General features: G+C 70.1%; 13 protein-coding genes. 9 read left to right on the top strand and 4 right to left on the bottom strand.

The genetic code is table 11. The features are described from left to right. A partial coding sequence (locus VI078_10690; GenBank protein ID HEY5999747.1) for a hypothetical protein occupies window positions 1–431 on the bottom strand: 431 nt, incomplete at its 3' end. A 113-nt stretch (window positions 432–544) separates the two neighbouring features. Here VI078_10690 and VI078_10685 point away from each other — a divergent pair. The 9 genes from VI078_10685 (at window position 545) to VI078_10645 (ending at window position 9,938) form a co-directional block, all read left to right on the top strand. After that, window positions 545–1,102, top strand: coding sequence for a hypothetical protein (locus VI078_10685; protein HEY5999746.1), 558 nt, complete (start codon window positions 545–547; stop codon window positions 1,100–1,102). A 191-nt stretch (window positions 1,103–1,293) separates the two neighbouring features. After that, a complete protein-coding gene (locus tag VI078_10680; protein HEY5999745.1) occupies window positions 1,294–2,196 on the top strand; it encodes an FAD:protein FMN transferase in 903 nt (300 codons plus the stop codon). Beyond that, window positions 2,193–2,705: a Gx transporter family protein gene (locus VI078_10675; GenBank protein HEY5999744.1), complete on the top strand. Its 513-nt coding sequence runs from the start codon at window positions 2,193–2,195 to the stop codon at window positions 2,703–2,705. Before VI078_10680 ends, VI078_10675 begins: the two co-directional genes overlap by 4 nt. Beyond that, a complete protein-coding gene (locus VI078_10670) occupies window positions 2,702–3,310 on the top strand; it encodes a Maf family protein (protein ID HEY5999743.1) in 609 nt (202 codons plus the stop codon). Before VI078_10675 ends, VI078_10670 begins: the two co-directional genes overlap by 4 nt. A 102-nt stretch (window positions 3,311–3,412) precedes the next feature. Further along, complete coding sequence (locus VI078_10665; GenBank protein HEY5999742.1) at window positions 3,413–4,510, top strand: hypothetical protein; 1,098 nt, start codon at window positions 3,413–3,415, stop codon at window positions 4,508–4,510. A gap of 70 nt (window positions 4,511–4,580) precedes the next feature. Beyond that, on the top strand, window positions 4,581–4,823 hold the full coding sequence (locus tag VI078_10660; protein HEY5999741.1) for a 4Fe-4S binding protein: 243 nt from the start codon (window positions 4,581–4,583) through the stop codon (window positions 4,821–4,823). Window positions 4,824–4,841: 18 nt separating this feature from the next. Further along, on the top strand, window positions 4,842–5,915 hold the full coding sequence (vorB, locus tag VI078_10655) for a 3-methyl-2-oxobutanoate dehydrogenase subunit VorB (protein HEY5999740.1): 1,074 nt from the start codon (window positions 4,842–4,844) through the stop codon (window positions 5,913–5,915). Further along, the gene (locus VI078_10650) at window positions 5,899–7,311 is read left to right on the top strand and encodes a 2-oxoacid:acceptor oxidoreductase family protein (GenBank protein ID HEY5999739.1); all 1,413 of its coding nucleotides are present in this window, start codon (window positions 5,899–5,901) and stop codon (window positions 7,309–7,311) included. The genes vorB and VI078_10650 overlap by 17 nt, the downstream gene beginning before the upstream one ends. Before the next feature lie 539 nt (window positions 7,312–7,850). Further along, complete coding sequence (locus tag VI078_10645; protein ID HEY5999738.1) at window positions 7,851–9,938, top strand: sodium-translocating pyrophosphatase; 2,088 nt, start codon at window positions 7,851–7,853, stop codon at window positions 9,936–9,938. 208 nt (window positions 9,939–10,146) lie between these two features. Here VI078_10645 and VI078_10640 read toward each other — a convergent pair whose 3' ends face one another. The 3 genes from VI078_10640 to VI078_10630 all read right to left on the bottom strand — a co-directional run. Then, on the bottom strand, window positions 10,147–10,872 hold the full coding sequence (locus VI078_10640) for a hypothetical protein (GenBank protein ID HEY5999737.1): 726 nt from the start codon (window positions 10,870–10,872) through the stop codon (window positions 10,147–10,149). Window positions 10,873–11,126: 254 nt separating this feature from the next. Continuing rightward, a complete protein-coding gene (locus VI078_10635) occupies window positions 11,127–11,687 on the bottom strand; it encodes a hydrolase (protein HEY5999736.1) in 561 nt (186 codons plus the stop codon). Between the two features lie 72 nt (window positions 11,688–11,759). After that, on the bottom strand, window positions 11,760–12,654 hold an 895-nt coding region (locus VI078_10630; protein HEY5999735.1), incomplete at its 5' end, for an AMP-binding protein.

The raw sequence follows: 12,654 nt of genomic DNA, 5'->3' as shown, positions 1-12,654 counted from the left end.
GGGGCGCGGCGCGCGAGCGCGGGGAGGTGCGTCTCGGCCTCCTCGACGGGGACGGCCACCGTCGCCACGAGCACCTCGCGCGGGGCCGCCGAAGCCTGCGCCGTCCCCTCGTAGTGGACCGAGCGCGGCACCGCGGCGCGCAGCACGAGGCCGACGGGCGCGAGGTAGTGGCGGGAGACGGCGAGGATCAGCTCGAGCACGTCGGCGGGGAGCTGGGGTTCGGCGTCCAGCAGCCGCTCGATGGGGCGCACCGCCTGCACCTTCGGCTCGTCCGAGAGCCCGACGACGTAGCCGACGTCGCGACCGCCCCGCAGCGGCACGAGCACCCGCTGGCCGGGGCGCACCCTGCCGCGCAGCTCCTCCGGGATGGCGAACTGCAGCGCCTCGGGCAGGGCGAGTCGCAGGGCGACGTCGGCATAGCGGGCGGTCATGGAACGCACCTCCCCGGGGCGAGCCCCCTGCACTCGCGCCCCGCTGCGCGAACGCCTCGCCGCGCATAGTATCATGGGCCTTCCGCGGGACGCGCCCGCGCAAGGAGGGATCCGTGAGGGTGATCGCCGTCGTCGGTTCGGCGAGCGACTCCGGCAAGACCGGGGTGGCCTGCGCCATCCTACGTTCGTTGCCCGGCCTTGCGGCCGTCAAGATCTCGCCCCGGGAGGAGGCGCCTCGCGTGGAGTGGGGGGCGGGTGAGCCGGGGAAGGACACGGCGCGCTTCGCGGCGAGCGGGGCCTCCCTGGTGGCGCGGATCGTGGGCCCGCGCGACCGCGTGGCAGAGGTCTGGGATGGCATGCGCCAGCGCCTGGCCGGGGCGCCGGCGGTGCTCGTCGAGGGCGCCGGGGCGCTCGCGCTCGCCGAGGAGCGCTTCACCGTGCTGGTCGCAGCGGCGGCCATGCTCGGAAAGCGCCCGGAGCGCGATCAGCGCCTCGCGGCTGCGGCGGACTACATCGTGGCTGTGGGGGCGCCTCCCGAGGGCGAGCCCGCGAGCGGACCCGTCGCGGAGGCGGCCCGCAGGGGAGTCCCGGTGCTCGCGATGTCGGTTGGCACGCCCGATCTCGACCTCCGGCCCCTCGTCGAGGCGGTTCGGGCGTTTATGGGGGCCTGACGGCGCTGATGGCCGTGAGTCGGTCCGCGGCACGGCGCTCATTGGGCTCGTTTGACCGGTGGTTCGTGAAACACCTGATTTTGCCGATAGTCTCCGCGTCAGTGGGTGTGACGGCGCTTCTTTCGCCGGCATCTTTTGCCACGAGTGGTGAAGAGCGACTCTTTCGCGATTCGCGGGCCCTCATGGGGACAGTGGTCGAGATCACCGTTGCCAGCCGTGAGGAGAAGGAGGCGATGGCTGCCATTCAGGCGGCCTTCGCCGAGATCGAGAGGATCGACGCTCTCTTGAGCAGTCATCGGACGGACAGCCTGATCTCCAGGGTCAACCGGGAAGGCTTTCGCGCCAAGGTCCCGGTGGAAAAGGATATTTTCCAACTGATCCGGGAGGCGGCGAGCTTCAGCGAGGCGAGCGGCGGCGCATTCGACGTAACGGTCTGGCCACTCTCGAAACTCTGGGGATTCGATGAGGGTGGGCGAAGACCGAGCGTGACCGAGCTGCGCGACGCTGTGGCAAAGGTGGGATACAGAAAGCTTGTTCTAGATCAGGGTGATGGCTCAGTGGGATTCACATTGCCTGGGATGGGGCTAGATCTGGGTGCGATCGCCAAGGGGTGGGCTGTTGACCGCGCGATGGACGTCCTCGCGGCGCGGGGAATGACCGACGTCATCGTCGATGCCGGCGGCGATCTGCGGGTCGCCGGCTCCCGGCCCGGGAAAGGCTTCTGGCGCATCGGCGTCCAAGACCCGCGGGACTCGGGGTCGCTGCTCTTCACGCTCGACCTCACCGACACGGCGATCGTCACGTCCGGCGACTACGAGCGCTTCTTCGAGGAGGACGGGGTGCGATACCACCACATCCTCGACCCGACGACGGGGATGCCGGCTTGCGGATGTCGCAGCGTCACGGTCCTCGCCCCGACCGCCGCGGAGGCGGACGCATCGGCCACGGCGGCCTTCGTCCTCGGCGCGCAGCGCGGGGTGGCCTTCCTGCGCTCTCGGCCCGGCGTCCGCGGCGTGATCGTGGACGGCGCCGGCTCGCTGCACTGGAGCGACGCGGCACTCGAGGCGTTGGCGCGGGGGCTTCGCCGGCCGTGAACGTGCGCAAGGCCTCGTTCCTCGGCGTGCTGCTCGCGCTGGCCCTCGCGCTGCACCTGCTCGAGGGCCAGGTCCCCTCGCCGCTGCCGTGGGTGCGCCCGGGCCTCGCCAACCTCGTGACGCTGATCGCGGTGCTCTGCGTCGGCTGGCGGGCCGGCATGCTCGTCGCCGTGCTGCGCGTGACGATCGGCTCGCTGTTGCTCGGCGGCTTCCTCGGCCCGGCCTTTGTCCTGAGCCTCGCAGGCTCGGTCGCGAGCACCGCGGCGATGGCCCTGCTGGCCCGCGGCGCCTGGCGGCTGTGGTCGCCGCTTGGGGTGAGCGCGGCCGGCGCCGTCGCCCACGGCGCGGCGCAGCTGCTCGTCCTCAGGACCCTCCTGCTGCCCGCGGCGGACCTCTCGTGGCTGCTCCCCTGGGTCCTGGCGCCCGCGCTTGTCGCCGGCGTCGCGACGGGGTTGCTCGCGAACGTGATCCTGCTGCGCTGGCAGGGGTACTTCCAGGCGGTCGCATGAGGGCCCTGGTCCTCGCGTCCACCTCGCCCCGCCGCCGCCGGCTGCTGCGGCGCCTCGGCGTCCCCTTCGCGGTGCGCGCCCCCGACGCGGACGAGCGGCCCCTGCCCGGGGAGAAGCCGGGCGCGCACGTGCGGCGCCTCGCCCTGGAGAAGGCCCGGGCCGTCGCGCGCGCGCTGCCGTGCGGGAGCGGCGCGCGCTGGGTCCTCGGGGCGGATACGGTGATCGCTCTCGACGGCGCGATCCTCGGCAAGCCGGCGGGTCCGCGCGACGCGGAGCGGATGCTCGGGCGGCTCGCCGGGCGCAGCCACGAGGTGCTCACCGGCGTGGCGCTCGCGCCGGTGGGCGGCGGTCGCGCTCGCACCGCCGTGGTGCGCAGCGCCGTGACCATGCGCCCGCGCGATCCGGACGCGATCCGCCGCTACGTGGCGACGGGCGAGCCGCTCGACAAGGCCGGCGCCTACGCGGTCCAGGGACGTGGCCGCCGTCTCGTCAGCCGCGTGTCGGGCTCGCTCTCGAACGTCGTCGGCCTGCCGCTCGAGCGGGTGGCGGCGATGCTCGCCGCGTGCGGCTTCACGTCCGCCCGTCCGCCGGAGGACGGCGCTTGACCACGAGCGGGGCCGCGCTATAGTCCTTTGGTCAGGTTTGGTGGAGGCGCGGGGGACGCAGCGGTTCCCCTGCTGGAAACTCGACAGGCGGGGAGGACGGCGATGATCCGGGGCGAGAGGAAGCGGTGGTGCGCGGCGCCGGTGGCGGCGGCCGCGATCGTGGTGTTCATGTCCGCCGGGGCGGCGCGGGCGGACGTCACCGTCGAGCGCACGATGAAGACGGCGGGCTTCGCGGGCTTCGGGGCCGGGGAGTCGACCTCGGTGGAGAAGCTCAGCGGCCTGCGCAAGCGGGACGTCTCGCAGATGAAGATGACGGGCTTCCTCGGCAAGATGGCCGGCGACATCGGCGGCGACGAGATCACCGACATCCAGAAGGACGCGGTCTGGAAGCTCGACCACAAGAAGAAGACCTACACCGAGTCGCGCATCACGCCGCCGCCGCAGTCGAAGGAGCCTGGCGAGCGCCAGGAGCGCCGCGGCAAGGAGGAGAAGCCGAAGGTCCGCGTCGTGCGCAACGAGATCACGGTGAGCGAACCGGGGGACCACAAGACGATCGGCGCGTACGACTGCACGCACTACGTGGTGACGTGGGTGGTCGAGACCGAGGACCTGGAGACGAAGGCGCGCTCGGAGAGCACGATGGTCTCGGACCTCTGGACGACGCCCGAGACCTCGGAGATCCGGGCGCTGCAGAAGGAGGAGACCGAATTCACGAAGGCCTGGCTGAAGAAGATCGGCTGGGACATGACCGACCAGGAGGCGCAGAAGATGGGCCTGGCGATGGTCGGGTCCATGATCGGGGGCGACGAGGAGTCCTTCCGCAAGGGCGCGAAGGAGGTCGCCGAGAAGATGTCGAAGATCAAGGGCTACCCGATCGGCACCGGCGTCAAGTGGATGCTCAAGAGCTCGGGCGGCGAGGCCGCGGCGAAGAGAGGCGGCGGCGAGGGCGGCGGTGAAGCCGGCGGCGAAAGCGGGGGGATGGACCTCTCGAAGGGCCTCGGCGGCCTGATGTCGGCGTTCGGGAAGAAGGTCGCGAAGGGCTCGGGAGGCTCCGGTGGCTCGTCCGGCGGCTCCTCCGGCGGCGAGCAGTCCGGGACGAAGACCGTCTTCGACACCTACACGGAGATCCGGAAGATCAGCACGGGGTCGCTGTCGGACGGGGAGTTCGCGCCCCCGTCAGGCTACAAGAAAGTGGAGTAGCGGCGCCCCTTCGCTGTGTGAGTACCTGTTGCTTGACCCCGGCCATGCGGGTGGATAAAATCCGCTGACTATGGCCAAGCCGAAGGGGACCGTGCAGATCCGGGCGGACAAGTGCAAGGGCTGCCTGCTCTGCGTGGAGGCCTGCCCGCAGAAGCTCCTCAAGGCCGGCAAGTCACTCAACCGCCTCGGCTACCACGCGGTCGAGTTCGTCGATTCCGGCGCCTGCACCGCCTGCGGCCTGTGCTTCTACGCCTGCCCCGAGCCTGACGCGATCGCGGTCTTCAAGCTCGAGAAGGAGAAGGGCGCGGCCTAGGGGCTGCGCGGGCGGACCATGGCGAAGCAGCTGATCAAGGGCAACGACGCGCTCCTGCGCGGGGCCATCCTCGCCGGGATGCGCGCCTTCTACGGCTACCCGATCACCCCGGCGAGCGAGATCGCGGAGGCCGCCGCCAAGCTGGTGCCGGCCTCCGGGGGCACCTTCGTGCAGGCCGAGAGCGAGACCGCGGCGATCAACATGGTCTTCGGCGCGGCCGTCGCCGGCGAGCTCTCGATGACGGCCTCCTCGGGGCCCGGCCTCTCGCTGATGCAGGAGGGCCTGTCGTACCTCGCGGGCGCCGAGCTGCCGTGCGTGATCGCCGACGTCATGCGCGGCGGCCCCGGCCTCGGCAACATCGGCCCGGAGCAGGGCGACTACAACCAGATGGTCAAGGGCGGCGGGCACGGCAACTACCGGCTCATCGTCTACGCGCCGGCGTTCGCCCAGGAGATGTGCGACCTGACCGTGAAGGCCTTCGCGGCCGCGGCGAAGTACCGCAACCCGGCGATCGTGCTCACCGACGGCTTCACCGGCCAGATGATGGAGCCGGTCGAGTTCCCGGCGGCGGCCGTGGCGCCGCCGGTCTTCGACTGGGCGGTGCGCGGCGACGCCGCGACGCGCCCGAACCTGGTGACCTCGATCTACATGGCGCACGAGGAGCTGGAGGCGCACAACCGCAAGCTGATGGCCAAGTACGCGGTCGCGGCGGCCGACCTCCCCGAGCACCGCGGCTACCTGCTCGACGACGCCGAGGTCTGCCTCGTCGGCTACGGCATCGTCGCGCGCGTGCTGCGCTCGGTCGTCGACGCGGCGCGGCGCGAGGGCATCCGCGCCGGGCTCTTCCGGCCGCTGACGCTCTGGCCGTACCCGGCGCAGGCGCTGGCGGAGGTGGCCGGCCGGGTCAGGCGCTTCCTCGTGGTCGAGCTCTCGGACGGCCAGATGGTCCACGACGTGCGGCTGGCGATCAACGCCCGGCGCCCGGTCGGCTTCTACGGCCGCCAGGGCGGCATGGTGCCGTCGCCGGCGGAAGTCCTCGCGGTCCTGCGCGACCCGGGCAAGGAGCACCAGTCCTATGCAGCCTGCGTATAGCTGTCCGGCCACGTTCTACAAGCGCTTCACGCGCAAGGACGGCAACCAGGAGACGACCCACTACTGTCCGGGGTGCGGCCACGGCCACGTCCACAAGTACGTCGCCGAGGCGCTCGCGGACTTCGGCGTCGCCGACCGCGCGATCCTCATCAGCCCCGTCGGCTGCTCGGTCTTCGCCTACTACTACATCGACGCCGGGAACGTGCAGGTGGCCCACGGCCGTTCGCCGGCGGTGGCGACGGGCCTCAAGCGTGCGCACCCCGACGCCGTCGTCATCGGTTATCAGGGCGACGGCGACCTCGCGGCCATCGGCGGCAACGAGATCATCCAGGCCGCCAACCGCGGCGAGAACTACACCGTCTTCTTCATCAACAACGCCATCTACGGCATGACCGGCGGCCAGCTCGCGCCGACGACGCTCATGGACATGAAGACCTCGACGACGCCGGCCGGGCGCTCGGCGGGTAACGAGGGCTTCCCGATCAAGGTCTGCGAGCTGCTCGGCGCGCTCACCGCGCCGTACTACCTCGAGCGCGTGGCGATCGGCACGCCGGCGCACAACCGCAAGACGCGCGCGGCGGTGCGCAAGGCGCTGCAGAACCAGATCGACAACAAGGGCTTCTCGCTCGTGGAGGTGCTCTCGCCGTGCCCGACCGGCTGGAAGATGAAGCCGGTCGACGCCGCGAAGTGGGCGGTCGAGACGATGCCGAAGGTCTTCCCGCTCGGGGTCATCCGCGACGGGCACGACCTCGACCTGGGCCACCCGCGCCGCCGCAGGCAGGTGGCGCTCGGGGAGCTGCCGAAGGTGCTCGGCACGCAGGTCCCGGATGTCTGCGCGCTCGCCGAGTGCGGCACCCCGATCGCGGAGGCGCGCTTCAAGATCTCGGGCCTCGGCGGCCAGGGGGTGCTCCTGCTCGGCCAGATCCTCGCCCAGGCGGGGATGCTCGCGCAGCGGCAGGTGACGTGGATGCCCTCGTACGGCCCCGAGATGCGCGGCGGCACGGCCTCCTGCAACGTCATCGTCGCCCCGGAGGAGATCGGCTCGCCGCTGATCACGGAGCCCACCGTCCTCGTCGCCATGAACGGCCCGAGCGTCGAGCGCTTCGGCAAGGACGTCGTGGCGGGCGGGACGCTGCTCTACAACGCCTCGATGGTCCCGGAGAGGCCTTCGCTGCCGGGCATCCGCATCGTCGGCGTCGCCGCCAACGAGATCGCCGACTCGCTCGGGGACCCGCGCGTGCAGAACATGGTCATGCTCGGCGCCGTGCTCGCGTGCGACGCGACGGTCTCGAAGGACGCGGTCTGGGCGGCGCTGCCGCAGGTCGTCAAGTCGAAGCCGGAGCTCATCGCGCTGAACAAGCGCGCCATCGACGCCGGCATCGCCGCCGTCAAGTAAGCCCGCGGCATTCGCGCGGGTCTTCTCCGCCCTGGCGGCGGTGCTCTCCGCTCCGGTGCGAGCCCTGCGAGTGCCGGCTCACCGCGGCGGGCACCAGCCCGCCTCCGCGCACCCTCGTCACTGCCTTGCCAGGACGAAGAATCCCCGCGTGACTGCGCGCGGGCAGCTCGTGCACGGGCAGGCGCGCGGCAGTGCTCCGCACGCCCTCCTCAGTGCCTTGCCATGACGGGAAATATCCCCGGGTGACCGCCTCGCGCCTCGCGGGGGGGGCACGTGCGGCGCCGCAAACGGGCAGGATTCCGTTCTGACAAACCCTGTCAGGCTGTCACACGAATCTGACATTTTGTCGCTCCTGTTGACATGTGCTTGTGATGACATATTCATCTCCTCCTTTTTCTCGACAAACAGGACTTTTTCGGGTATGAAATTGGCGCTCGAGCCGTCGGCATGGATCATGCTTGAGGGGAGTACCGGAAGAACGCGCAACGCAGGGACACGGGCGCTGGTCGGCACTCTAACCTGGGGAGGGGCGAAGCGAGATGAGTAACATCGTGGTGTTCGCATTGGGTTGCGGGGTCCTGGGCGTCCTGTACGCCTTGATCACCGCGAGCTGGGTCATCAAGCAGGACGCCGGCTCCGAACGGATGCGGAAGATCTCGGCGGCCGTCCAGGAGGGCGCGGAGGCGTTCCTGGCCCGCGAGTACAAGACGGTGGCCATGGTCGGCATCGTGATCTTCGGGCTGCTCTTCTTCATCGGGACCTGGTCGGCGATCGGGTTCGCGGTCGGCCTCATCGGCTCCGCGCTTGCCGGCTACATCGGCATGATGGTGTCCGTGCGCGCCAACGTGCGCACCACCCAGGCCGCCACCCGGGGCCTGCAGGCTGCGCTGAGCCTGGCCTTCAAGGGCGGCTCGGTGACGGGCGTCATCGTCGTCGGCCTCGGCATTCTCGGGATCGCGGGCTTCTACACGATCGCGAAGGCCGCTGCCCCCGAGCAGGCGTTCCACGCGCTGGTCGGCCTCGGCTTCGGCTGCTCGCTGATGAGCGTGTTCGCGCGTATCGCGGGCGGCATCTACACCAAGGCCGCCGACGTCGGCGCCGACCTCGTCGGCAAGGTCGAGGCCGGGATCCCCGAGGACGACCCCCGCAACCCGGCGGTGATCGCGGACAACGTCGGCGACAACGTCGGCGACTGCGCCGGCATGGCCGCCGACCTCTACGAGACCTACACGGTGACCCTCGTCGCCGCGATGCTGCTCGCCAAGACGATCTTCGGCGCCGCGAGCCCCTGGGTCGAGTTCCCGCTGCTGCTCGGCGGCGTCTCGATCATCGCTTCCATCATCGGGACCTACGCCGTGAAGCTCGGCGCGAGCAATTACATCATGGGCGCGCTCTACAAGGGCCTCGCGGTCGCCGGCGTCCTCGCCGCGATCGCCTTCTACGCCGTGACGGCCTGGTTCATGGGCCAGCCCGGCCTCGACACCATGGGCTTCACCCCGATGAGCGTCTTCCTGACGGCCGTCATCGGCCTGGTCCTCACCGGCCTCATCGTCTGGATCACCGAGCTCTACACCGCCAAGGAGTACCGCCCGGTCAAGGTCATCGCCAAGGCCAGCCTGACCGGCCACGGCACCAACGTCATCGCCGGCCTGGCGATGAGCATGGAGGCCACCGCGGCCCCGGCGGCCGTGATCGTCGCCTCGATCCTCGGCGCCTACGGCCTCGGCGGCGGCTTCTCGGGCAACCCCGGCGGCGGCCTCTTCGCGATCGCGCTCTCGGCCGTGTCGATGCTCTCGATGACCGGCATCGTCGTCGCCATCGACTCCTACGGCCCGATCACCGACAACGCCGGCGGCATCGCCGAGATGGCCGAGCTGCCCTCCTCGGTGCGCGACATCACCGACCCCCTCGACGCGGTCGGCAACACCACCAAGGCCGTGACCAAGGGCTACGCGATCGGCTCGGCCGCCCTCGCCGCCCTCGTGCTCTTCGCGGAGTACGCGCGCGAGATCGGCGCGGCCGTCAAGTTCGACCTCTCGGATCCCTTCGTCATCGCCGGCCTCTTCATCGGCGGCGCGATCCCCTACTTCTACGCCGGCCGCCTGATGCTCGCGGTCGGCCGTGCGGCCGGCGGCGTCGTCGTCGAGGTGCGCCGGCAGTTCAAGGAGATCAAGGGGATCATGGAGGGCACCGGCAAGCCCGACTACGCCGCGTGCGTCGACATCGTCACCAAGTCCGCGCTCAAGGAGATGATGCTCCCGGCGCTGATCCCGGTGGCGGCCCCGATCGTCGTCGGCTTCGGCTTCAACATGATCAGCCCCGGCTCGGGCGTGGTCGCGCTCGGCGGCGTGCTGATCGGCGCGATCATCACCGGCCTCTTCCAGGCGATCGCGATGACCTCCGGCGGCGGCGCCTGGGACAACGCCAAGAAGTCCTTCGAGGACGGCGTCACCGACGACAAGGGCGTTCTGCACAAGAAGGGCAGCGACGGCCACAAGGCCTCCGTCACCGGCGACACCGTGGGCGACCCCTACAAGGACACCGCCGGTCCCGCCATCAACCCGATGATCAAGGTCATCAACATCGTGGCCCTGCTCATCGTGCCCCTGCTCCTGGCGATGAAGTAGACCGGCAACCTACGACAAGCTCAGACGGGCCGCCTCCCGGGAACGGGGGGCGGCCCGTTGTGTTTCTTCCTTCTCGTGCACACGGCAGGCGGCTCAGAAGGGTCCAGATGCAAGGCGGGCAAGCCCGAGGAGTGAGGCGTACGAGCAGTACGCCGCAGCGACGCAGGGCGCAGCCCAACGCCGCAGGTGGGCCCTTATCAGCCGCCTGCTACCCTCGCAGGTTCGAGCTGAGGAGGTAGTCGTCCAGCAGCTCCTCGAGCACCTCGGGCTCCTTCTCCCGCAGCTCGATCACGTAGTCCAGGAACTTCACGACCCCGTCGCGCAGGATCTGCTGCGTCTTCTCCCAGAGTCGCGGGTGGCGCCGCGCCTCCTCGACGAAGAGGCGCCCCGGGTTGGCCTCGCGAAAGCGCTCCACGTCCTGGATGAAGTGCAGGATGAAGAGCATGTCGTGGAAGATCGGCTCGAAGTCGTTGGCCGCCGCCCACTCCATGAAGACCTGGAACGCGTGCCGGGCGCGCACGTACTCCAGCACCACCCGCTCCATCTCCGCGTCAGAGCGGTAGACCACCTCGGTGATGTGGTCGCGCACCCAGCGCAGTTCGGAAACGGGGTCGTCCCGCATTCCCGCGAGCGAGATCGTCGGCGTCGCCAGCGCCTCGAAGTTCGAGATGAACACCTGCCGCATCTCGGAGCGGAAGAGGTAGCTCTTGAGGTACATGAGCTGGCGGCGCTTGCCTTCCTTCTCCTTGCGGGCGAGCCAGCGCTCGACGAGGACGGCGCCGAGGAGGATCTCCAGCGGGATCGCCGCCAGGTGCAGCAGGAACTCGACGTGGGTGGCATGCTCGAGCCAGAGAAAGAACCCGGAGAGCGCGACCAGGCCGGCCGCCGCGAGCGCCAGCACCGCCCGCCGGTCGCGCTCGTGGCTCCGCCTCATGGCCGGATGATATTCCGGAAAGGGATTCCCGGCAAATCAGCTGCGGTGGGCATGCAGGAGCGTCCTGGTTCGTGCCGGTCGTGATGATGGGAAAGCCGGTTTGAGGCATTGGCTGCCCCGGCGCGTCGGGAGCGTCATTTCGCGTCCTGGCAAGGAAGCGGGGATGGGCGTGCGGAGGCGGCCTGGTGGCCGCCGCACAAGCAGCCCTGCCCGCGACGCCGCCAGGGCGCGAAATGGCCTCCTGACGCCCGGGGCTACTTGATCCTGGCCTGGATGGCCTTGAACTGCGGGGTGCCGGCGCGCACGAGCAGCTGGAAGAGCACGGTTTCCGTGCAGGTGACCACGGCGCCGGCGTCCCGCATCAGCTCCAGCGCGACCCGGGCGTTGTCGGGGTTGCGCGAGCAGGCCGCGTCCGCCACCACGTGCACCGCGAGCCCCTGCGCCAGCAGGCCGAGGACGGTCTGGAGCACGCAGATGTGGGTCTCCATCCCGCAGACGATCACCGTGGAGCACCCGGCGGCCTCGAGCGCCGGCGTGAACGAGGGCTCGCCGCAGCAGTCGAACGTCAGCTTCTCGACCGGCAGCGCCGGCCCGAGCGCCTCGCGCAGCTCGGGCACGGTCGGCCCGAGGCCTCTCGGGTACTGCTCGGTGTGCAGCACCGGCACGTCGAGGAGCTTCGCCGCCGCGACGAGGTGGCCGGCGTTGGCGACGACCTTCTCCCGCTCGGCCATCGCCGCGGCGAGCCGCTCCTGGATGTCGACGACGAGCAGGACCGCGTCCTCGCGGTCGATCCTGGACTCCCGGATGCGTGTCATGCCTCCTCCCGAAAAAAAAGGGCGCCCGCCGCGCTCATCCGGCGGCGGGCGCCCGTGTGCCCTGCCTCCTGCCTACTGCTTGCCCTTGACGAGAGTGTCGACGACGGTCGGGTCGAGGAGCGTGGAGGTGTCGCCGAGGTTGTGGACGTCGCCGCGGGCGATCAGGCGCAGGATCCGGCGCATGATCTTGCCCGAGCGGGTCTTCGGCAGGCCCGGAGCGAAGTGGAGCTTGTCGGGGGTGGCGATCGGTCCGATGACGGTGCGCACGTGGCCGACGAGGGTCTTCTTCAGCGCGTCCGTGGGCTCAACCCCCTGCTTGAGCGTGACGTAGGCATAGATGCCCTCGCCCTTGATGTCGTGGGGGTAGCCGACGACCGCGGCTTCGGCGACCGCCTCGTGGCTGACGAGGGCCGACTCGACCTCCGCCGTTCCAAGCCGGTGGCCGGAGATGTTGATGACGTCGTCGATCCGGCCCATCAGCCAGAAGTCGCCGTCGTCGTCCACCCGGGCGCCGTCGCCGGTGAAGTAGACGCCGGGGTACATCGAGAAGTAGACCTCCTTGATCCGCTTGTTCTCCGGATCGCCGTAGGTGCCCCGGAGCATTCCCGGCCAGGGCTTGTCGATCACCAGATAGCCGCCTTCGTTCGTGCCTGCCGGCGAGCCATCCTCCTTCACCACCTTGGGAACAACGCCCGGGAAAGGCTTGGTTGCCGACCCCGGTTTGGCGGTTATGGCTCCCGGAAGCCCGGTGATCAGGATCCCGCCCGTCTCGGTCTGCCACCAGGTGTCCACGATCGGGAGCTTTTCCTTGCCCACGTACTTGTGGTACCACATCCAGGCCTCGGGGTTGATGGGTTCGCCGACCGACCCGAGGACCTGCAGCGAGGAAAGGTCATGTTTGGTCACCCAGCTCTCGCCTTCTTTCATGAGCGCCCTGATCGCCGTCGGTGCGGTATAGAAAATGTTC

This window comes from bacterium (assembly GCA_036524115.1).
Taxonomy (GTDB): domain Bacteria; phylum JAUVQV01; class JAUVQV01; order JAUVQV01; family DATDCY01; genus DATDCY01.
The sequence above is the reverse complement of the archived record's forward strand: the minus strand, read 5'-3'. Positions and strand labels throughout refer to the sequence as shown.

What these genes read in the sequence shown, in the direction of transcription:
- VI078_10640 (HEY5999737.1), bottom strand. Translation starts at nt 10,872, where the DNA reads ATGAGGCGGAGCCACGAGCGCGACCGGCGGGCGGTGCTGGCGCTCGCG.
- VI078_10660 (HEY5999741.1), top strand. Translation starts at nt 4,581, where the DNA reads ATGGCCAAGCCGAAGGGGACCGTGCAGATCCGGGCGGACAAGTGCAAG.
- VI078_10665 (HEY5999742.1), top strand. Translation starts at nt 3,413, where the DNA reads ATGATCCGGGGCGAGAGGAAGCGGTGGTGCGCGGCGCCGGTGGCGGCG.
- VI078_10670 (HEY5999743.1), top strand. Translation starts at nt 2,702, where the DNA reads ATGAGGGCCCTGGTCCTCGCGTCCACCTCGCCCCGCCGCCGCCGGCTG.
- vorB (HEY5999740.1), top strand. Translation starts at nt 4,842, where the DNA reads ATGGCGAAGCAGCTGATCAAGGGCAACGACGCGCTCCTGCGCGGGGCC.
- VI078_10645 (HEY5999738.1), top strand. Translation starts at nt 7,851, where the DNA reads ATGAGTAACATCGTGGTGTTCGCATTGGGTTGCGGGGTCCTGGGCGTC.
- VI078_10635 (HEY5999736.1), bottom strand. Translation starts at nt 11,687, where the DNA reads ATGACACGCATCCGGGAGTCCAGGATCGACCGCGAGGACGCGGTCCTG.
- VI078_10650 (HEY5999739.1), top strand. Translation starts at nt 5,899, where the DNA reads ATGCAGCCTGCGTATAGCTGTCCGGCCACGTTCTACAAGCGCTTCACG.